This window comes from Pseudomonas yamanorum, from assembly GCF_900105735.1.
GTDB lineage: Bacteria > Pseudomonadota > Gammaproteobacteria > Pseudomonadales > Pseudomonadaceae > Aquipseudomonas > Aquipseudomonas yamanorum.
In genome coordinates this window covers 1,479,856-1,499,185 of record NZ_LT629793.1, presented here as the reverse complement: position 1 = coordinate 1,499,185, position 19,330 = coordinate 1,479,856, and the positions used below count along the sequence as shown (strand labels likewise).

18 protein-coding genes are annotated in these 19,330 nt (G+C 61.6%); 9 read left to right on the top strand and 9 right to left on the bottom strand.

The features are described 5' to 3' along the window. Positions 1 to 21 precede the first annotated feature (21 nt). Entirely contained in the window at positions 22 to 954 is a 933-nt protein-coding gene (gene punR / locus BLU46_RS07330) for a DNA-binding transcriptional activator PunR (protein ID WP_093200281.1), read from the bottom strand. Between the two features lie 122 nt (positions 955 to 1,076). On the opposite strand from punR, the gene punC reads away from it, so the two are divergent. Beyond that, positions 1,077 to 2,270, top strand: coding sequence for a purine nucleoside transporter PunC (gene punC, locus BLU46_RS07325; protein WP_093200278.1), 1,194 nt, complete (start codon positions 1,077 to 1,079; stop codon positions 2,268 to 2,270). Here punC and BLU46_RS07320 read toward each other — a convergent pair. Next, the gene (locus tag BLU46_RS07320; protein ID WP_093200275.1) at positions 2,267 to 3,100 is read right to left on the bottom strand and encodes a nucleoside-binding protein; all 834 of its coding nucleotides are present in this window, start codon (positions 3,098 to 3,100) and stop codon (positions 2,267 to 2,269) included. The genes punC and BLU46_RS07320 overlap by 4 nt on opposite strands. Positions 3,101 to 3,244: 144 nt before the next feature. Continuing rightward, positions 3,245 to 4,186, bottom strand: coding sequence for a LysR family transcriptional regulator (locus BLU46_RS07315; RefSeq protein ID WP_093200272.1), 942 nt, complete (start codon positions 4,184 to 4,186; stop codon positions 3,245 to 3,247). A gap of 172 nt (positions 4,187 to 4,358) precedes the next feature. On the opposite strand from BLU46_RS07315, the gene BLU46_RS07310 reads away from it, so the two are divergent. Further along, on the top strand, positions 4,359 to 5,870 hold the full coding sequence (locus BLU46_RS07310; protein ID WP_003218845.1) for a nucleobase:cation symporter-2 family protein: 1,512 nt from the start codon (positions 4,359 to 4,361) through the stop codon (positions 5,868 to 5,870). 116 nt (positions 5,871 to 5,986) lie between these two features. On the opposite strand, the gene BLU46_RS07305 is transcribed toward BLU46_RS07310, so the two are convergent. Together BLU46_RS07305 and BLU46_RS07300 are read right to left on the bottom strand one after the other, a co-directional pair. Next, positions 5,987 to 6,919, bottom strand: a complete 933-nt coding sequence (locus tag BLU46_RS07305; protein ID WP_063032186.1) for a proline iminopeptidase-family hydrolase — start codon at positions 6,917 to 6,919, stop codon at positions 5,987 to 5,989. Between the two features lie 94 nt (positions 6,920 to 7,013). Then, a complete protein-coding gene (locus BLU46_RS07300; protein WP_063032184.1) occupies positions 7,014 to 7,778 on the bottom strand; it encodes a LuxR family transcriptional regulator in 765 nt (254 codons plus the stop codon). A gap of 182 nt (positions 7,779 to 7,960) precedes the next feature. Here BLU46_RS07300 and BLU46_RS07295 point away from each other — a divergent pair, with 182 nt between their 5' ends. Genes BLU46_RS07295 through BLU46_RS07270 form a run of 6 tightly spaced genes read left to right on the top strand, consistent with a single transcriptional unit; the run spans position 7,961 to position 14,140 of the window. Further along, complete coding sequence (locus tag BLU46_RS07295; protein WP_008437674.1) at positions 7,961 to 8,848, top strand: proline iminopeptidase-family hydrolase; 888 nt, start codon at positions 7,961 to 7,963, stop codon at positions 8,846 to 8,848. A gap of 3 nt (positions 8,849 to 8,851) precedes the next feature. Then, positions 8,852 to 9,799, top strand: coding sequence for an ABC transporter permease (locus tag BLU46_RS07290; protein ID WP_093200269.1), 948 nt, complete (start codon positions 8,852 to 8,854; stop codon positions 9,797 to 9,799). Next, positions 9,796 to 10,653 carry an ABC transporter permease gene (locus tag BLU46_RS07285; protein WP_017477307.1) on the top strand — a complete coding sequence of 286 codons (858 nt, stop codon included), beginning with the start codon at positions 9,796 to 9,798 and terminating at the stop codon, positions 10,651 to 10,653. The genes BLU46_RS07290 and BLU46_RS07285 overlap by 4 nt, the downstream gene beginning before the upstream one ends. Then, positions 10,650 to 11,606 (top strand): ABC transporter ATP-binding protein, encoded by a 957-nt coding sequence (locus BLU46_RS07280; protein ID WP_093200266.1) that lies wholly within the window; start codon positions 10,650 to 10,652, stop codon positions 11,604 to 11,606. The genes BLU46_RS07285 and BLU46_RS07280 overlap by 4 nt, the downstream gene beginning before the upstream one ends. Beyond that, positions 11,603 to 12,574 carry an ABC transporter ATP-binding protein gene (locus tag BLU46_RS07275; protein WP_093200263.1) on the top strand — a complete coding sequence of 324 codons (972 nt, stop codon included), beginning with the start codon at positions 11,603 to 11,605 and terminating at the stop codon, positions 12,572 to 12,574. The genes BLU46_RS07280 and BLU46_RS07275 overlap by 4 nt, the downstream gene beginning before the upstream one ends. A 51-nt stretch (positions 12,575 to 12,625) precedes the next feature. Further along, positions 12,626 to 14,140, top strand: coding sequence for an ABC transporter substrate-binding protein (locus tag BLU46_RS07270; protein WP_093200261.1), 1,515 nt, complete (start codon positions 12,626 to 12,628; stop codon positions 14,138 to 14,140). A 127-nt stretch (positions 14,141 to 14,267) separates the two neighbouring features. Here BLU46_RS07270 and BLU46_RS07265 read toward each other — a convergent pair whose 3' ends face one another. The 4 genes from BLU46_RS07265 to BLU46_RS07250 form a co-directional block, all read right to left on the bottom strand. Further along, the gene (locus BLU46_RS07265; protein ID WP_003218829.1) at positions 14,268 to 15,008 is read right to left on the bottom strand and encodes a YciK family oxidoreductase; all 741 of its coding nucleotides are present in this window, start codon (positions 15,006 to 15,008) and stop codon (positions 14,268 to 14,270) included. Between the two features lie 188 nt (positions 15,009 to 15,196). Next, a complete protein-coding gene (gene mupP, locus BLU46_RS07260) occupies positions 15,197 to 15,868 on the bottom strand; it encodes an N-acetylmuramic acid 6-phosphate phosphatase MupP (RefSeq protein WP_063032175.1) in 672 nt (223 codons plus the stop codon). Positions 15,869 to 15,872: 4 nt separating this feature from the next. Beyond that, positions 15,873 to 16,571, bottom strand: a complete 699-nt coding sequence (gene ubiG, locus BLU46_RS07255; protein WP_093200259.1) for a bifunctional 2-polyprenyl-6-hydroxyphenol methylase/3-demethylubiquinol 3-O-methyltransferase UbiG — start codon at positions 16,569 to 16,571, stop codon at positions 15,873 to 15,875. 63 nt (positions 16,572 to 16,634) lie between these two features. Next, complete coding sequence (locus BLU46_RS07250; RefSeq protein ID WP_063032171.1) at positions 16,635 to 17,966, bottom strand: TRZ/ATZ family hydrolase; 1,332 nt, start codon at positions 17,964 to 17,966, stop codon at positions 16,635 to 16,637. A gap of 108 nt (positions 17,967 to 18,074) precedes the next feature. Here BLU46_RS07250 and mtnA point away from each other — a divergent pair, with 108 nt between their 5' ends. Then, entirely contained in the window at positions 18,075 to 19,151 is a 1,077-nt protein-coding gene (mtnA, locus tag BLU46_RS07245; RefSeq protein ID WP_093200257.1) for an S-methyl-5-thioribose-1-phosphate isomerase, read from the top strand. The last annotated feature ends 179 nt before the right edge of the window (positions 19,152 to 19,330 follow it).

Sequence of the window (19,330 nt, the reverse complement as noted above, 5' to 3'; positions counted from 1 at the left end):
GCAGAGCGTGGGAACGATCAGTCAAACGGGGTAGCCGGAGCCCACCTGCACCCCGTTCAGCCATTCCTGATTCAGGGTCTCGGTATCCCCCAGGTAATCCAGCAACCAGGCCATGGCCGGCGACAGTTTGTTCTGCGCCCACGCCACGCACGACGGGCTGGCGGGGAAGGGCCGGGACAGTTGCAGGGCACTCAGCTCGCCGCGGTCGATCCATGGCTGCACCAGGTGCGCCGGTGCCATGCCGACGCACAGGCCGTCCCGCAGGCAATCAATCGCCGAAGCCCAGTGCGGCACCACCAAGCGACGCTGGTTATCCAGGGTCCAGGTGTCGCGCTTGGGCAGGTTGCGCGAGGTGTCGGTCATGCACAGGGAGGCGAAGGGCCGCAATTGGTCATCGCTGAGCAGGCCTTCTTCCGCCGCCAGCGGATGGCGGCTGCTGACCACGCACAGCCAGTTCAGCAGGCCCATGTCGCGAAACGTGAATTGACTGGCCACCGGCACCGCGCTGGTGGCGCCGATCACGATATCGGTGCGGTCATCGGCCAGGGCATCCCACACACCGTTGTACACCTCGTATTCCATCAGCAATTCCACCTCCGGGAACTGCCGATAGAAATCCAGCACCAGTTGCCGACAGCGCTGCTGTTTAACGATGGAATCCACCGCGACCTTCAACTGGCCACTCCAGCCATTGGCCACTTGCTGGCACAGCCGGCGGGTGCCGAGCATTTTTTTCATGACGCCACGAGTTTCGTCGACGAACAATTTACCGGCGGGCGTCAGCTCCACGTCCCGATGACGTCGGACAAACAGCGGCACTGCCAGCCACTCTTCGACTTGCCGCACGGTGTAGCTGATGGCCGATGGCACGCGGTGCAGTTCCTGGGCGGCGGCGCTGAAGCTGCCGTGGCGGGCCACCGCATCCACGACATCCAGGGAGTATTCAGACCACATGGGGGTTGCCTTCAAAAATATTGATAAGAGTGTTCAATTATTATCGCTTCACAGGGAAATGCTCAGCTTCATAATAGGCGCCAGTCAGCAAATAGTTTGATGGCAGTTTATACAAGGCTTCAATGAAAAATTCTTTTGGATTCACCTGGTACCTGGCGGGGCTGAGCATGCTCGGCTATCTGGCCATGGATATGTACTTGCCGGCGTTTGGCGCCATGGGCGAGCAACTGCAGATTTCCCCCGGCGCAGTGGGCGCAAGCCTGAGTATTTTCCTCGCCGGCTTCGCTGTCGGGCAGTTGCTGTGGGGGCCGCTGTCCGACCGGCTCGGGCGCAAGCCGGTCCTGCTCACTGGCCTCTCCCTGTTTGTGCTCGGTTGCCTGGGCATGTTCTGGGTGGAGACCGCACCGCAACTGTTGGCCTTGCGTTTTGTCCAGGCGATTGGCGTGTGTTCCGCCGCTGTCAGTTGGCAGGCGCTGGTGATCGACCGCTACCCGGCGGACAAGGCCCATCGTGTGTTCGCCGGCATCATGCCGCTGATGTCTCTATCACCGGCCCTGGCGCCGCTGCTGGGGGCGCTGATGTTGAATCACTGGGGCTGGCAGGCGATCTTCGGTGTGTTGTTGGTGGTGTCGTTGCTCCTGCTGCTGCCTACGTTGTTTCTCAGACCGCTGCCGAAACGCCTGACAACCGATGCCGAACGTTCCCGGCTCGGCTATGGGCAATTGCTCAAGTCGCGGGTGTTCACCGGCAACGTGATGATCTTTGCCGCGTGCTCGGCCAGTTTCTTTGCCTGGCTCACCGCCTCGCCGTTCATCCTCGGCGGCATGGGCTACAGCCCCAATGACATCGGCTTGAGCTACGTGCTGCCAACGCTGTCGTTCCTGATCGGTGGCTACAGTTGCCGCAGCGCGTTGCAGCGGTTCCAGGGCAAGACCTTGTTGCCGTGGTTGCTGCTGGCGTACTGCATCAGCATGGTCGCGTTGTACCTGGTCGCGACCTTGACCGTGCCGACGCTCGCCACCTTGCTGATTCCGTTCTGCCTGATGGCGCTGGTCAATGGCGCCAGCTATCCGATCGTGGTGGCGAATGCGCTGATGCCGTTTGCAGAAAATTCCGGCAAAGCGGCAGCCTTGCAGAACACCTTGCAGTTGGGCCTGTGCTTTCTAGGGAGCCTGATTGTGTCGTCGATGATCGACCAGCCGCTGTTGATCACCGCGATCGTGATGCTGGCGACCGCGCCATTGGCCGTGTTGGGCTATTGGCTGGCGCGGCCGAAGGTTGACGATGCGGATGCCGACCTGGTGCGCGCCCGCTAGAACGTCACTTCCATGTTCACCGTCGGCGTTGATGTGCGGCTGCCCCGGCCGCCGTCTACGCCGAACTTGTTATGCCAATACTCGTAACCCACCCCCAGATACAGGTTCGGCTTGACGCTCTTTCCCGGGCGTACCGCCACCATCAGCGCGGCGCGCATCAGGGTTTCCGGCGCCGTATCGCGACCATGGAAGTCCTCGCCCTTTTCCCCGACGTGATTGATAAACCCCTGAAACTTCGCCCCGTGGTTGCCGATCTCGAAAGGCCGCATCCAGGCCAGGTTGAGCATGTAGGTATCGTCGAAGGTATGGTCGGGTTCTTTCGCGCCGGGAATGCCGGAATGGTTTCTTTCCTTGTAGTACATCAGGCTCAGGTCCAGCACGCCGACGGTGTTGAACTTCAAGGTCGGGCCAATCACCAGTGCACGTTTTTTCGCCGAGGCCAGGTTGTTGTTGCGGTTGGCGTCAAAGCCGAAGGTGAGGGCGTAATCCTTGATCACCCCGGTGCCCAGCGGCACATCGAATACCCGTGAGGCATACAGCTGATGTCGGTACACGGCATACACTTCGCTGCCGCCGTGGTCGGTGCCCTTGCGTGGGTCGCGGCTGTCGGACAGGAACACATCGAGGTTCAGGTAGTTGCTGCCGTACTGGTAGCCGCTGGCGTGGGTGAAGCTGTAGATACGCTTGCTGAATTCATCCGGGTTGTTCGGATTGGTGAACTGTTGCCCGTAGCGAAATCCTACGCTGTTGTTCATCCATTCCAGCGCGACAGCCTCCCCGCCGCCGAACAGTGTGAGTAATACGGTTGCGCCGTGCAGTGCCTTTTTCATTGTTTTAATTCCTTTGGCGTTTTGGCTCATGGCGACCGCGCAAGGGTCGCCGGGCGCAGTATCGGCACATCCGATGTGGGTTCCAAAGAACAGAATCTCGCCTGGGCCGATGCCGAAACGGCAGCACTGAAGCTGGCCTGAGAGTCAGGAAATACGCGGCGCCGAGGGCGTTTCGCGCAAGTTGATTTCTTCACTGAGCAGATGGGCCATCGCTTGTACCGCCATCGGCAAGTCCCGGTCTTTGCGGGCGTACAAGCCGAGGTCGCTGAAGATCCCGCCCTGGTCGCTGAGTGGGATGTGCAAGAGTTCGCCACGGGCCAAATCGGCCTCCACGCCAATGCGCGTCTGGAACGCGATGCCCAGTTGCTGGCGCGCCAGTTGCCGGGCCAGTTCCATTGAGTTGCTTTGCAGCAGCGGCTTGTTCGCCGCCGCCGCACGCTTTTGCAGCGGCGCGATCAGGTGATGAACCGAGAGTTCGCTCTTGGCCTGGATCACCCCGTGCTCGCAACAACGTGCATAACTCACGCTGGCCTCGCCAGCCAATGGATGCCCCGGCGCCATCAGCGCACCCAAGCGGAAATGGCCGACACACACCTGGATGGTTTCGCTGCTGCGCGGTAACGCAAAAGCCAGCCCCAAGTCAGCTTGGCCGTTGACCACTGCGCCGGGAATCGACTGCGAACCTTGCACCGTGACGCCAATGGTCACTTTCGGATAGCGCTCACGCATGCGCTTGAGAGCGGCGGGCAGCAGTTCCACGGTGGCGCCTTCCACCGTGGCGATTTCCACATGGCCGGTCTGCACGCCGTTCAAGCCATCCAGTTCGCCGCGCACGCGCTCCACATCCTGCAACAGAACACTCACGTGACGGGTCAGGATCTCGCCGGCCGCCGTCAGGCGCAGCCCGCCGGGCAGGCGCTCGAACAGCGCCGCGCCCACTTCGTCTTCCAGCTTGAGGATCTGCCGGTTCACCGCCGAAGACGCCACATTCAGGCGGCGTGCGGCTTCGCGGATAGAGTGGCAACGGCGAACCATGTCGAAGTAGTAAATCGCCGGGGCGTGAATGCGCAGCTTGCGGTTGAGCATTTTTTTCAAGTCCTTGTGCGCAGTGCTTCGAGCCACGGGGCAGGGCGGCTGAATGGATTTTTGTAACGCCGTTGATGATCTCTTTGTGAAAATGATTGTATACAACTCTATGGACATCCAATCTTTCTATTGCATACAGTGAGTGCACAACAAAAACAGAGAACCCCTCACCATGACTATCCCGAAGGCGTCACCACAGCGGCCAGAAGACGAGAATCTCGGCGTCGCGGCCAACATGGCTTACGGCCTGCAGCATGTGCTCACCATGTACGGCGGCATCGTGGCCGTACCGTTGATCGTCGGCCAGGCGGCCGGGTTGTCCCCGGCCGATATCGGCCTGCTGATCGCCGCCTCGCTGTTCGCCGGAGGCCTGGCAACGCTGTTGCAAACCCTGGGGTTGCCGTTCTTCGGCTGCCAGTTGCCGCTGGTGCAAGGTGTGTCCTTTGCCGGGGTGGCGACCATGGTGGCGATCGTCGGCAGCGACGGTGCGGGCGGTATCCCGGCGATACTCGGGGCGGTGATGGCCGCGTCCTTGATCGGCTTGCTGATCACCCCGGTGTTCTCGCGAATAACCAAATTCTTCCCGCCGCTGGTCACCGGGATTGTGATCACGACCATCGGCCTGACCCTGATGCCCGTCGCCGCCCGCTGGGCCATGGGCGGCAACAGCCGCGCGGCGGATTTCGGCAGCATGCCGAACATCGGCCTGGCGGCGCTGACCCTGGTGCTGGTGTTGCTGCTGAGCAAGATCGGCAGCGCGACCATCTCGCGGCTGTCGATCCTGCTGGCGATGGTGATCGGTACGGTGATCGCGGTGTTCCTCGGCATGGCTGACTTTTCCAGCGTGACCCAGGGCCCGATGTTCGGCTTTCCCACGCCATTCCATTTCGGCATGCCAACCTTCCATCTGGCGGCGATCATTTCCATGTGCATCGTGGTCATGGTGACCCTTGTGGAAACCTCGGCGGACATTCTCGCAGTGGGTGAAATCATCGACACCAAGGTCGACTCCAAGCGCCTCGGCAATGGCCTGCGCGCGGATATGCTGTCGAGCATGTTTGCGCCGATCTTCGGTTCGTTCACCCAGAGCGCGTTCGCCCAGAACGTCGGGCTGGTGGCGGTGACTGGGGTCAAGAGCCGCTACGTAGTTGCCACCGGCGGGATATTCCTGGTGATCCTCGGCCTGCTGCCGTTTATGGGTCGGGTGATTGCGGCAGTGCCGACTTCAGTGCTGGGCGGTGCCGGGATCGTGCTGTTCGGCACCGTGGCTGCCAGTGGTATCCGGACCTTGTCCAAGGTTGATTACCGCAACAACATGAACCTGATCATCGTCGCCACTTCCATCGGTTTTGGCATGATCCCGATTGCGGCACCGAGTTTCTATGACCACTTCCCGAGCTGGTTCGCGACCATTTTCCATTCAGGGATCAGTTCGTCGGCGATCATGGCGATCCTGTTGAACCTGGCGTTCAACCACTTCACCACCGGCAACTCGGACCAGCAGTCGGTGTTTGTTGCGGGGACTGAGCGCAGCCTGTGCTTCCAGGATGTGGCGGCGTTGCGGGACGGGGATTACTTCAGCGGCGGCAAGTTGTTTGATGCCGAGGGCAAGGAGATTCCGTTGCTGGAGGAAGTACCGAAGAAAGCGGCAGTGCACGGCAGGGCACAGACCAGCGAGGTGTAACAGACACAAAGAGTCCAATGTGGGAGCGGGCTTGCTCGCGAAGGCGGTGTGTCAGTCGCTAAATATGCTGACTGATCCACCGCCTTCGCGAGCAAGCCCGCTCCCACATTTTGATCTCAGCCAGTCTTGAGCGTTCTGTGGGGCACCGAGCACGCCTCATCCAAAAACTGCACCACCGTCCCCATGCACGCCTGCCGCTCTTCAACATGGGGCATGTGGCTGGAGTCTTCGAACAGCGCCCAGCGCACGTCGGCAATCTCATCCAGGAACGGCTTGACCACCAGCGGCGTGGCCTCGTCATGCCGGCCGGAAATCACCAGGGTCGGCACATTGACCTTCGACAGACGGCCAATCACGTTCCAGTCTTTCAAACTGCCAATCACATGGAATTCCGTCGGGCCGCTCATGGCGTGGTACACCGTCGGGTCGGAATCCACCTGGGCGAAGGTGCGGGCGACTTCTTCCGGCCATGGATTGACCCGGCATACGTGCTGGTCATAGAAAATCCGCGAGGCGGCCAGGTATTCAGGGTCTTGGTAGGTGCCGGCCTGTTCGTGCTTGAGCAGGGTCTCGTGCACGCCTTCTGGCAGCAGCTTGCGCAGGCGGTTGGCCTCGGCGACCCAGGTCCGCATGCAGGTCGGCGAGTTGGCCGGGATAAACGCACGCAGGCCCTTGGGTTGCAGGATGGCGTGTTCGCTGCCGAGCATGCCGCCCCAGGATTGCCCCAGGATTGCGTAGTTGTTGCTGATCTGCAGGTGGTCCAGCAGGTTGTCCAGTTCTTCCAGGAACAGGCCGACGGTCCAGAATGAAGGGTCTTTATCGGGCAAGTGCGTGGAACGGCCGTTGCCCAGTTGGTCGTAGTGAATGACCGCGTGGCCGCTGGCAGCCACGTCCTTGTAGGCGTCGACGTAATCATGGGTGCAGCCCGGGCCGCCATGGAGGATGACCAGCGGCGTCAGGCCGCTGTCCAGGTCGCCGGTGACTCGGTACCAGGTCTGGTAGTCGCGAAAAGCCGCATAGCCTTCGCGGATGGTGTCGATGAATTCCATTTCGTGCCCTGCCCTGAGAAAAAGTGATCAGGTACACGATAGTCGGCACAGAAAGTTTAAGTAACTAGCAAAACAGCTAGGTTTTTCCTTCGAATCAGTCTTCCAGCAACCGGTAATGGGTGGCGCGCACGACCGCTTGTACCCGGTTCTTGGCCCCCAGCTTATGCATGGCCGACGCCAGGTGCAGGGTGACAACGGCCAGGGAGCGGCTCAATTGCGTGGCGATTTCGGCGGCGGTCAGGCCGTCGGCGGCCCATTTCAGGCATTCGCGCTCACGCTTGGTCAGGCGGATATGCGGGTAGGAGCGCAGTTCCTTGCTGAACAGCGGGTAGGCCGCTTCCTGCAAGGCGTGGGTAATCAGGTTGAAATCCGACAGGGTCTGGCGGGCGTCCTCCAGCACCGTGCTGGCCTTGCCGGTGCGCAGTCCGGTCAGCGAGGCGAAGCCGCCCCGGGGCAAATGGATCGGCACGCTGACGCCGCAGGTCATCTGCCGGTCGTGCAGGTAGCTGGAAACGGGGGCGTGGCAGGGGTCGATGATCTTTTGCAGTGCGGTGTCGGCCTTGGCCTCGTAGGACCAGACAAAGGGTGAAACCGTCGACAGCGCGAGGTGTTGCACCGGGTCGATCTGATAAAAACCGGAGCTGCACCACAAGCTGTACCAGTCTGGCGGCGTATTGCGCAGTTGCAGCACAGACGGGGTGATCAGTGCACCATTATGGTCAATGGGCACGGGGGTGTAGTCGTAGACCAGCGCATCAAAACCCAGGTCCTGGGCCAATACGAGGGTGTTGTCCATCTGTTCATCCAGGCTCCTGCCGGGGATGAGACGGTCATTAAAGGCAGTTAACCTGGCCAGCATCCGTTCTGCTCCCGAATTCGTTTGAATCTCGTCTTGCTGCAAGTAGAATGCCACGCCCCGGCGAAGGACTGCCAGACCAAACCTATAAGAATTACCAGGTTATGGACGCGCGGCATCCTCGGTAGTGTTGGCCTTTAAACGGCCACTATCCCCAGGGCCGACACACAACAAGGAATGTATGCATGTGGCGTGAAATTGCCCCCGACCAGCGGTACAACGTGCAAGTCGATGGCCATAACCTCGTGGCCTACAGCTTTGGCGAAGGCGATGAAGTGTTGCTGTGTCTCAATGGCGGCCCGGGGCTGCCTTGCGACTACTTGCGCGACGCCCATGGCTGGCTCAAGGACAACGGCCTGCGAGTGGTTGCATTCGACCAGCTTGGCACCGGCGCATCAGCCAGACCGACCGATGTTTCGCTGTGGGAAATCAGCCGTTATGTCGAAGAAGTCGAGACGGTGCGCCAGGCCCTCGGCCTGGGGCGCGTGCACCTGCTGGGACATTCCTGGGGCGGATGGCTGGGCATCGAGTACGCCATTCACTATCCCGACGCGCTGAAAAGCCTGATCCTGGAAAACACCGTCGGCGACATTCCGCACCTGTCCCTTGAGCTGGAACGCCTGCGCGGCGCCCTCGGTAGCGAGACCGTGGCGATGATGCAACGCCACGAAGCCATGGGCACCCTCGACCATCCGCAGTACCAGGCCGCCATCACCTTGCTCAATTACCGCCACGTCTGCCGCCTGGACGAGTGGCCGGCGCCGGTCCAGCGCTCCCTCGGCGACTGGAACATGGGGCCCTACGAAACGATGCAGGGCCCCAACGAATTCCTCTACATCGGCAACCTCAAGGACTGGAACCGCATCCCCGAGATGGCCGAGTTCAAGATGCCGATACTGATCACCACCGGCCAGCACGACGAACTGACCCCGGCCTGCGCCATGCGGATGAAAAGCGCGGCCAGGCACGCTGAATTGCACGTGTTCCCCAACAGCAGCCATATGCCGTTTTACGAAGAGCCCCAGGCTTACTTCCCGGTGCTGCTGGACTTCCTTGCTCGTCACCGAGGCTGACGGATGAACCTGGCGCGTTACCGTTTTGTGCTATCCCGGCCACTGCAATTGCTGCCGGTGCTGTTTGGCATCAGCCTGATCACCTTTGTACTGGTGCGTTCGATTCCCGGTGACCCGGCGCGGGCCCTGCTGGGTTCGCGCAGCACCCCGGACGCCTTGCTGAAGATCCGCGCCCAGTACGGTCTCGACCAGCCACTGTGGCTGCAATATTTCTACTTCCTGAAAAACCTGCTCAAGGGCGACCTCGGCCAGTCCCTGCTGTACAAGGTCGACGCGCTGAAACTGATCGTCACCCGCATCGAGCCGACCCTGTTCCTGGTGCTCGGCAGCGTGCTGCTGGCGCTGTTGATCGCCGTGCCGATGGCCACCGTGGCTGCACGTAATAAAGGCGGATGGGCGGACAACCTGATCCGGTTGTTCACCACGGTCGGCCTGGGCATGCCGGCGTTCTGGCTGGGCCTGATGCTGATTCTGTTGCTCAGCGTGCAATGGGGCCTGTTCCCGGTCTCCGGGTATGGGCGCACTTGGCTGGACAAGGCGCACCACATGGTTCTGCCGTGCCTGACCATCGCCCTGGCCCTGTCGGCGGTGCTGGTGCGCAACCTGCGGGCGAGCATGTTGATGGAATTGCAGGCCGATCACGTCACCGCCGCCCGGGCCCGCGGCTTGTCGGAGGCGGCGGTGTTTCGTCGCCATGTGCTGCCCAACTCCCTGGTGCCGGCGGTCAACCTGCTGGCGGTGAACATTGGCTGGCTGATCAGCGGCACGGTGGTGATCGAAAGCCTGTTCGCGATTCCCGGCATCGGCCAGTTGCTGGTGCGCGGGATTTTCACCCGCGACTACATGGTGGTGCAGGGCGTGGCGATGGTGCTGGCCTTTGCCACCGTGCTGGTCAACTTTGTTGCCGATGTGGTGACGGTCGCGCTGGACCCGCGAGTGAAGATGCAATGAGCAGTCGCCCCTTGATTGCCCCGTGGCGCTTGCGCCTGCGCTTTGGTTTCCGCAATGGCCGGCTGACGGCGGCCTGGGGTCTGTTGATCCTCGTGACATGGTTGGCGCTGGCCGTGTTCGCCCCGTGGATCGCACCGTTCGATCCGATTGCGCAAAACACCGACATCAGTTTGCTGGGCCCCAGCCTCGCCCATCCATTTGGCACGGACAACTACGGTCGAGACATTCTTTCGAGGGTGATCTGGGGCGCGCGCATCGACCTGCAACTGGCGGTGGTCGGGGTGATCTTTCCTTTCCTGATCGGCACCTTTGTGGGTGCGGTGTCCGGTTATATCGGCGGGCGTTTCGACAGCTTCTGCATGCGGGTGATCGACGTCATCCTCGCCTTTCCGTTCCTGGTGCTGATGCTGGCGATCATGGCCATTCTCGGCCCGGGCTTGAAAAGCTTCTATATCGCCATGGCGCTGGTGGGCTGGGTGTCCTACGCGCGGCTGATCCGCTCACAGATCCTGGTGCTCAAGGAAAGCGACTTCGCCCTGGCCGCCAAAAGCCTGGGCTTTGGCCATGGGCGCATTCTGTTTCGACATTTGTTGCCTAACGCGATGTTCGGCTCGATTGTGTTCTCGATGTCTGACGCGGTGCTGGTACTGCTCAACGGTGCAGCCGTCAGCTACCTCGGCCTGGGCGTACAGCCGCCGACCGCCGAGTGGGGCACCATGGTTGCCGAAGGCCAGGCGTTTATCACCACCGCCTGGTGGATTTGCACCTTCCCGGGACTGGCCATCGTGACATTGGCCATGGGTTTCAGCCTGTTGGCCGATGGCGTGGCGCAAGTGCTGGGGGATCGCTCATGAGTCTTCTGCAAGTGCAGGACCTGAGTGTGATCGCCAACAACACCGGGCGCGATGTGACCCTGGTGGACCGGGTGTCCTTCAACCTGGCCGAAGGTGAAATCCTCGGTCTGGTGGGCGAAAGCGGTTCGGGCAAGACCATGGCCTGTCGCGGGCTGATGCGTTTGCTGCCGTCCCCGAGCCTGCGGGTGCAGGGCGGTTCGGTACGCCTGGCGGGCAAGGACCTTCTGGCACTGGATGACGCGGGCATGCGTGCGGTTCGTGGCGGGCAATTGGGGATGATTTTCCAGAACCCCAGCAGCCACCTTGACCCGCTGATGCGCATTGGCGAGCAGATCGCCGAAGGCATCCGCCTGCATCAGGGCGCGTCGAAAAAAGACGCGCGCTTGCAGGCTATCGAGGTGCTGCGCCAGGTTGGTATTCCCGATCCCCAGGCGCGAATTGACAACTATCCTCACGAGTTTTCCGGCGGCATGCGCCAGCGGGCGATGATCGCCGTGGCCTTGGGCTGCAACCCAAAGGTGCTGATCGCCGATGAGCCGACCACCGCCCTCGACGTGACTGTGCAGGCCCAGATCCTGCGCTTGTTGTTGGACCTGCGGGACCAGCGCGGCCTGTCGATCATCATGATCACTCACGACCTGGGCGTGGTGGCGCAAACCTGTGACTCCATCGCCGTGATGTACGCCGGGCGCCTGTGCGAGCACGGCAGCAAATACGAGCTGCTGGCGCACCCGCAACACCCGTACACCGCCGGACTTATCGAGTGCCAGCCCGCCACCAGCAGTGGACACGCGTTGTTGCGCACTATTGCCGGGCAACCGCCGTTGCTCGATGCCTTGCCCAAGGGCTGTCGGTTCAACCCGCGTTGCCCGCAAGTCGGCAGCTTGTGCACCGAGCTGTTGCCGGAAGGCGCGCGGGTTGCCTGCCACTATCCCCTGGGAGTTCGCCCATGACGTTGTTACAGGTGAATGACCTTGAAGTGCGTTTTGCCGCCGCTGGCAGTGGCCTGTTTGGCCTGAATAAACAGTGGGTGAGGGCGGTCAACGGCGTGTCGTTGACCCTGGCGGCCGGCGAAACCCTTGGGTTGGTGGGTGAGTCCGGCAGCGGGAAAAGCACACTGGGGCGGGCGATCCTGCACCTCAACCCGATCAGCGCCGGGCAGGTGGTGTTCGACGGCATCGACATGGCCCACGCCGGGCCTGTCGACATCGCGCGTTTGCGGCACGAGACGGCGATGATCTTCCAGGATCCCTATGCGGCCCTGAACCCGCGTCTGACGGTCGGCGAAACCATCGCCGAAGTCCTGCGGGTGCAGCGCAAGGTGGCGTCAGAAAACATTCCACGCCGGGTCGACGAATTACTCGACCTCGTAGGCCTGCGCCCCGAACTCGCCACCCGCAAGCCTGGCTCTCTCAGCGGCGGCCAGTGCCAGCGCGTCGGCATCGCCCGGGCGCTGGCGGTGGAGCCTCGGCTGATCATCGCCGACGAATGCGTGGCTGCCCTGGATGTGTCGATCCAGGGCCAGATCATCAACCTGCTGCTGGAACTGCAACAGCGCATGAACCTGGCGATCCTGTTTATCGCCCACGACCTGGCCATCGTCCGCCGCCTGTGCGACCGGGTGGCGGTGATGTACCTGGGGAAAATCGTCGAGGAAGGTCCGGTGGAGGCGGTATTCACTACGCCGCGCCATCCCTACACCGCAGCGTTGATCCAGGCTATCCCGGAGATTGATCCGTACCGCCCGTTGCCCAGCGAACCGTTGCCGGGCGAGCCGCCGAGCCCGCTGAAGCTGCCCAATGGTTGCGCCTTTCACCCGCGTTGCCGACATGCACGAGCCGTGTGTGCCGAGGTATTGCCGCCGACTCACGTTGTGCAAACGCATCGGTACAGTTGCGTGCTTGAAGAACCTTTGCTTTGAACCCTTCCTGCCGATCATGAACAACCGCCGTTATAGACAAGGAGTTATGACATGCAATCCCGTCACTTGAAGTTGCTCGCCGCCGCCACACTCACCGCGTGGTCGCTGACCGCCGGTATCGCCCACGCGGCCGGTGTACTCACCATCGGTTGCCGCGAAGACAGCACCACGTTTGACCCGATCAAAAGCGCGCAGAACCGCGACACCTGGGTGTTCGCCAACGTCTACGACACCCTGGTGCGCGTGGACAACCTGGGCACCAAGATGGAACCGGGGCTGGCCGAAAGCTGGGACATTTCCAAGGACGGCCTGACGTACACCTTCAAACTGCGGGCTGCGAAGTTCTCGGATGGCTCGCCGATCACTGCTGACGACGCCGCCTTCAGCCTGTTGCGCATTCGCGACAACAAGGCCTCGCTGTGGAGCGACCCGTTCAGCCTGATCAACACCGCCAAGGCTGCTGATCCGCAGACGCTGGTCGTGACCTTGAAAACCCCGGCGGTCGCCTTCCTCTCGCAACTGGCTTCGCCGACGGTGTCGATCCTGTCGGAAAAAGCCATGACCAAGATGGGCGAAGACGCCTACTCGGAAAACCCGGTGACCTCCGGCGCGTTTACGGTGGACGAGTGGCGCAAGGGCGATCGGGTGATCCTGAAGAAGAACCCGAACTTCTGGCAGGCCAGTCACGTGAGCCTGGATGGCGTGGAGTGGGTGTCGGTCACCGACGACAACACGCGCATGCGCATGGTGCAGAACAACGAACTGGACACGGCGATCTTCGTCCCGTTTTCCCGGGTTGAAGAGCTGAAAAAAGACAAGAACGTGGTGGTCCACTCGGACCCGTCGACCCGTGAAGATCACCTGTTGATCAACCATGCCCACGGCCTGCTGGCCAAGCCGGAAGTGCGTCAGGCGCTGGACATGGCCATCGATAAACAATCGCTGGTTAAAACCGCCACCTTCGGCCAAGGCACCGTGGCCTATTCCTACATCCCAAAAGGCTCGCTGTACCACTACGCCAACAACCTGCAACGCCCGTATGACCCGACCGAAGCCAAGAAGCTGCTGGCTGCGGCCGGTGCCCAGGACTTGAAGCTCAACTATGTGGTCAATGCCGGCAACGAAGCCGACGAGCAGATTGCGGTGATGATCAAGGATCAGTTGGCCAAGGTCGGCGTGACAGCCAACCTGCAAAAGGTCGACCCGACCCAAAGCTGGCAGATGCTGGTGGACGGCGAATACGATATTTCGGTGATGTACTGGACCAACGACATCCTCGACCCGGACCAGAAGACCACCTTCGTGCTGGGCCACGACACTAACCAGAACTACATGACTCGCTACAAGAACGACAAGGTCAAGGACCTGGTGGCGGCCGCACGGATCGAGGCGGATCCGGTCAAGCGCGAGCAGATGTACGTCGACCTGCAGAAAATGGCGAAACAGGATGTGAACTGGATCGACCTGTACTACAGCCCGTACATCAACATCTCACGCAAGAACGTGAGCAACTTCCTGCAAAACCCGTTGGGGCGCTTCACCCTTGAGGAAGTGGTGAAGAACTAAGTTTTTAGCCGCACCACAAACCAATGTGGGAGCTGGCTTGCCTGCGATGCCGGCACCTCGGTGTTTCAGTTACACCGCGGTGATGCTATCGCAGGCAAGCCAGCTCCCACACAGACCGTGTCAGCTGTTATTGCGCGTCAAACGCCTGCCCATTGATGCCCGTACTGTCCGGCCCCATCAGGTACAGGTACACCGGCATGATTTCTTCCGGTGTCGGGTTATCGGTCGGGTTCTCCCCTGGATACGCCTGGGCTCGCATGCTGGTGCGGGTGGCGCCCGGGTTGATGCTGTTGGCACGCACCGGTGCGACGTTGTCCAGCTCGTCCGCCAGGGTTTGCATCAGGCCTTCGGTGGCAAACTTCGACACCCCGTACGCCCCCCAATAAGCCCGGCCCTTGCGGCCCACGCTGCTGGAAGTGAACACCACCGATGCATCCTGGGACAGCTTGAGCAGCGGCAACAGCGTGCTGGTCAGCATGAACATCGCGTTGACGTTCACGTGCATCACCCGCATGAAATTCTCACCGGACAACTGCTCGATGGGCGTGCGCGGGCCGATGATCGAGGCGTTGTGCAGCAGGCCGTCGAGGTGGCCGAATTCCTTTTCGATCATCGCTGCCAGCTCATCGTATTGATGGGGCAGGGCGGTCTCCAGGTTGAACGGGATCACCACCGGCTGTGGCTGGCCAGCGGCTTCGATTTCGTCATACACCTGGGCCAGGTTGGCTTCGGTCTTGCCCAGCAACAGTACGGTGGCGCCGTGGGCCGCATAGGTTTTTGCCGCTGCGGCACCGATTCCGCGACCGGCGCCGGTGACCAGGATGACCCGGCCCTTGAGCAGTTCTGGACGTGCGGAGTAATCAAACATAAACAACCTCGACAAAGTTCACAGAAAATCCATGTGATTAATTGCGGCTAAGGCTGGCTAAGGCTTCTGTGGCGAGGGAGCTTGCTCCCGTTCGACTGCGCAGCAGTCGCGAAAAGCGGAGCTGCTTCGCAACCCAACGGGAGCAAGCTCCCTCGCCACAAAGTTGCATCTACCTCAGGCAGTCCCAATCAGCAGCTGCACAGCGCGCTGTCCAGCACTTTGCGCAATTCCAGCGGGTGATCCACCACCACGTCGGCACCCCAGTTGCGCGGGTTGTCGTCCGGGTGGATATAGCCATAGGTGACCGCCGCGGTGCGGGTGCCGGCGTCGCGGCCCGATTCGATGTCCCGCAGGTCATCACCCACGAACAGCACGCTCGCCGGGTCCAGGTCGAGCATCTTGCACGCCAGGATCAACGGCTCCGGGTCCGGCTTGCTGTTCTTCACGTGGTCCGGGCAGATCAACAGTGCCGAGCGTTCCGCCAGGCCCAGTTGCTGCATGATCGGTTCGGCAAAGCGCAGTGGCTTGTTGGTGACCACGCCCCAGATCAGCTTGGATTTCTCGATATCCACCAGCAGCTCTTCCATGCCTTCGAACAGCTTGCTGTGAATCGCGCAGCCCTTGAGGTAACGCTCCAGGAATTCCTGGCGCAGCTCTTCAAAGCCTGGGGATTCGGGGTCCATGGAAAAGGTCACGGCAACCATCGCCCGGGCGCCGCCGGAGATTTCATCGCGGATGTGCTGGTCGTTCATCGGCGCCAGGCCGCGGTCAGCCCGCATGGCCTGGCAGATGGCGATAAAGTCCGGCGCGGTGTCCAGCAGGGTACCGTCCATGTCGAAAAGAACCGCTCGCAACTTCACAGGCTTACTCCTCGCGCAGGGTCTGGATCATGTAGTTGACGTCAACGTCGCTGGCCAGCTTGTAGTGCTTGGTCAGCGGGTTGTAGGTCAGGCCGATGATGTCCTTGACGGTCAGCCCGGCCTGGCGGCTCCAGGCGCCCAGCTCGGAAGGGCGGATGAATTTCTTGAAGTCATGGGTGCCGCGAGGCAGCAGCTTCATGATGTATTCGGCACCGATGATCGCGAACAGGTAGGCCTTCGGATTGCGGTTGATGGTGGAGAAGAACACCTGGCCACCGGGCTTGACCATACTGAAGCAGGCGCGGATCACCGAGGATGGGTCCGGCACGTGCTCGAGCATTTCCAGGCAGGTGACCACGTCGAACTGCCCGGGCATCTCTTCGGCCAGCTCTTCAGCGGTGATCTGCCGGTATTCAACGCTCACGCCGGATTCCAGCTGATGCAACTGGGCCACGGCCAATGGGGCTTCGCCCATGTCGATACCCATCACGGTGGCGCCGCGTTGGGCCATGGATTCGCTGAGAATCCCGCCGCCGCAACCTACATCCAGTACCTTCTTGCCGGCCAGGTTGACGCGCTCGTCAATCCAGTTGACCCGCAGCGGGTTGATGTCGTGCAGGGGTTTGAACTCGCTTTCGCGGTCCCACCAGCGATGGGCGAGGGCTTCGAATTTGGCGATTTCAGCGTGGTCGACGTTGCTCATGGGGAATCCTCTAAATCTGATAAAACGTTTTGCCGGCCCTGGCATGCGCTGCCAGGGTGGGCGTTATTCGCTGTGTCCGCTGATGCGCTGGCCCCAGGCGATGGCCGTGGCGCACACCTGTTGTTCATCCAGGCGGGTCAGTTGCCGGTCGTCGAGCAATTGCTTGCCGCCGACCCAAAGGTGTTTCACACAATCGCGTCCGGTGGCATATATAAGCTGTGAGACCGGATCGTAGATCGGTTGTTGCGCCAGGCCCGACAGGTCGAAGGCCACGATATCCGCGGCCTTGCCGACTTCCAGCGAGCCGATTTCACTTTCCAGGCCCATGGCCCGGGCGCCGTTGAGGGTGGCCATGCGCAAGGCGCGGTGGGCATCCAGGGCGGTGGCCGAGCCGGCGACGGCCTTGGCCAGCAACGCGGCGGTGCGGGTTTCGCCCAGCAGGTCGAGGTCATTGTTACTGGCGGCGCCGTCGGTGCCTACTGCCACATTGACGCCGGCTTGCCACAGGCGTTCCACCGGGCAGAAGCCGCTGGCCAGTTTCAGGTTGGATTCCGGGCAGTGGATCACGCTGGTGTTACTTTCTACCAGCAAAGCCAGGTCGTCATCGCTGATTTGGGTCATGTGAACGGCCTGGAAGCGCGGCCCCAGCAAGCCGAGGCGTCCAAGCCGTGCCAGCGGGCGTTCACCGTGCTGTTCAACGGACTGCTGCACTTCGAAGGCGGTTTCATGCACGTGCATGTGGATCGAGGCGTCCAGCTCCTCGGCGATCATGCGGATTTTTTCCAGGTTTTCATCGCAGACGGTGTACGGCGCGTGGGGGCCGAAGGTGATTTTGATCCGTGGGTGATGCTTGAGGTCGCCGAACAGCTCGACGCCCTGGCGAATCGCCTCGTCGGCGTCAGCGGCACCGGGAATCGGGAAATCCAGGATCGGGATGGCGATTTGCGCACGGATGCCTGCGTTGTGCACGCGTTCACTGGCGACTTTCGGGAAGAAGTACATGTCCGAGAAACACGTGATACCGCCTTTGATCTGCTCGGCGATCGCCAGGTCGGTGCCGTCGCGCACGAAGGCTTCGTCGACCCACTTGGCCTCGGCGGGCCAGATGTGGTTTTCCAGCCAGGTCATCAGCGGCAGGTCGTCGGCCAGGCCGCGAAACAGCGTCATGGCCGCGTGGCCGTGGGCGTTGATCAGGCCGGGGCTGAGCAGCATGCCCGGCAGTTCGCGCACTTCGGTCGCTGCGAGCTTCAGGGCCGCAGCGCGTGGGCCGATAAACGCAATGCGTCCGTCACGAATGCCCAGGCCGTGCTCCTTGAGCACTACGCCGGCAGGCTCGACAGGTACCAGCCAGGTGGGCAGCAGCAATAAGTCGAGCGGGGCGGCAGTCGGTGTCATCGAGGGCAGTTTCCCAAGCATCTATAAAGAACGGCGAAGTATACCCGAGCGTCCTGGCTGGCGGATCGCTATAATCGGCGGCTTTTGTTCATGAGTGCGGGGTGAGGGATGCGCGATCGACTGTTGGCAGCGGAGAAAGTGAAGGCCATCGACTGGCGTGATGGCGCACTGCACCTGCTCGATCAGCGTGTTTTGCCATCTGCGCAAACCTGGGTCGCCTGTACCAGTGCGGCGCAAGTGGCCGAGGCCATTCGCTTGATGGTGGTGCGCGGTGCACCGGCCATTGGGATCAGTGCGGCGTATGGTCTGGTGCTGGCCGCCCGTGCTCACATCGCTGAGGGCGATGACTGGCAGGCCGCCTGGGAAGAGGACTACGCGCTGCTGGCGGATTCCCGTCCGACGGCATCGAATCTTTTCTGGGCGATGAAGCGTATGCGCGATTGCCTCGATCGGCTCAAGAAACACGCCGACCCGCTGGCGGTACTCGAAGCCGAGGCGGTGGCAATTCACCAAAGCGACCGCGAAGCCAACCTGACCATGGCGCAACTGGGTGTGGAACTGATCCGCAAGCACCAGGGCAACGTCCAGGCGATCCTGACCCATGGCAATGCAGGCGCGCTGGCTACGGGCGGCGTGGGTACCGCCCTCGGCGTGATTCGCGGGGCGTTCCTGGAAGGCATGGTGGAGCGGGTCTACGCCAACGAAACCCGGCCCTGGCTGCAAGGCTCGCGGCTGACGGCCTGGGAGTTGGCCAATGAGGGCATCCCCGTCACCGTGAATGCCGATTCGGCCGGCGCGCATATTCTCAAGACCAAGGGCGTGACCTGGGTGATCGTCGGTGCCGACTGCATTGCGGCCAATGGTGACGTGGTCAGCAAGATCGGCACGTATCAGTTGGCGGTGTGCGCCATGCACCACGGCGTGCGCTTCATGGTGGTGGCAGCCAGCTCCACCATCGACCTGATGGCGGCCAGTGGTGATGACGTGCCGCTTGAAGAGCGCGACGCCCGGGAGCTGCTGGAAGTCGGCGGCACCCGTGTAGCCGCCGATGTAGACGCCTTCAATCCGGTATTTGACGTGACGCCAGCGGACCTGATTGATGTGATCGTCACTGAAAAAGGCATCGTCGAACGCCCGGACACGGCGAAGATGGCGCAATTGATGTGTCGTAAACGCCTGCATTAAGGCAATTCGCCTCCAAAAAACGCCCTGGATTCATTTCTAAGCCCCTCTCGTCGCCGTCAAGCCTGTCATCCGTCAACTTACTATGCTCCATGCGCATCAGGGGGATAGGTGCGTGGCGGCGATTGTGATAACATCCGGCGGTTTCCAGGGTCACCCCAAGGGGTAACCTTTAATGCGCA

Excerpts from the sequence above, each read along its gene's own strand:
- punR (WP_093200281.1), bottom strand. The coding sequence starts at position 954 with ATGTGGTCTGAATACTCCCTGGATGTCGTGGATGCGGTGGCCCGCCAC.
- punC (WP_093200278.1), top strand. The coding sequence starts at position 1,077 with ATGAAAAATTCTTTTGGATTCACCTGGTACCTGGCGGGGCTGAGCATG.
- BLU46_RS07320 (WP_093200275.1), bottom strand. The coding sequence starts at position 3,100 with ATGAAAAAGGCACTGCACGGCGCAACCGTATTACTCACACTGTTCGGC.
- BLU46_RS07315 (WP_093200272.1), bottom strand. The coding sequence starts at position 4,186 with ATGCTCAACCGCAAGCTGCGCATTCACGCCCCGGCGATTTACTACTTC.
- BLU46_RS07310 (WP_003218845.1), top strand. The coding sequence starts at position 4,359 with ATGACTATCCCGAAGGCGTCACCACAGCGGCCAGAAGACGAGAATCTC.
- BLU46_RS07305 (WP_063032186.1), bottom strand. The coding sequence starts at position 6,919 with ATGGAATTCATCGACACCATCCGCGAAGGCTATGCGGCTTTTCGCGAC.
- BLU46_RS07300 (WP_063032184.1), bottom strand. The coding sequence starts at position 7,778 with ATGCTGGCCAGGTTAACTGCCTTTAATGACCGTCTCATCCCCGGCAGG.
- BLU46_RS07295 (WP_008437674.1), top strand. The coding sequence starts at position 7,961 with ATGTGGCGTGAAATTGCCCCCGACCAGCGGTACAACGTGCAAGTCGAT.
- BLU46_RS07290 (WP_093200269.1), top strand. The coding sequence starts at position 8,852 with ATGAACCTGGCGCGTTACCGTTTTGTGCTATCCCGGCCACTGCAATTG.
- BLU46_RS07285 (WP_017477307.1), top strand. The coding sequence starts at position 9,796 with ATGAGCAGTCGCCCCTTGATTGCCCCGTGGCGCTTGCGCCTGCGCTTT.
- BLU46_RS07280 (WP_093200266.1), top strand. The coding sequence starts at position 10,650 with ATGAGTCTTCTGCAAGTGCAGGACCTGAGTGTGATCGCCAACAACACC.
- BLU46_RS07275 (WP_093200263.1), top strand. The coding sequence starts at position 11,603 with ATGACGTTGTTACAGGTGAATGACCTTGAAGTGCGTTTTGCCGCCGCT.
- BLU46_RS07270 (WP_093200261.1), top strand. The coding sequence starts at position 12,626 with ATGCAATCCCGTCACTTGAAGTTGCTCGCCGCCGCCACACTCACCGCG.
- BLU46_RS07265 (WP_003218829.1), bottom strand. The coding sequence starts at position 15,008 with ATGTTTGATTACTCCGCACGTCCAGAACTGCTCAAGGGCCGGGTCATC.
- ubiG (WP_093200259.1), bottom strand. The coding sequence starts at position 16,571 with ATGAGCAACGTCGACCACGCTGAAATCGCCAAATTCGAAGCCCTCGCC.
- BLU46_RS07250 (WP_063032171.1), bottom strand. The coding sequence starts at position 17,966 with ATGACACCGACTGCCGCCCCGCTCGACTTATTGCTGCTGCCCACCTGG.
- mtnA (WP_093200257.1), top strand. The coding sequence starts at position 18,075 with ATGCGCGATCGACTGTTGGCAGCGGAGAAAGTGAAGGCCATCGACTGG.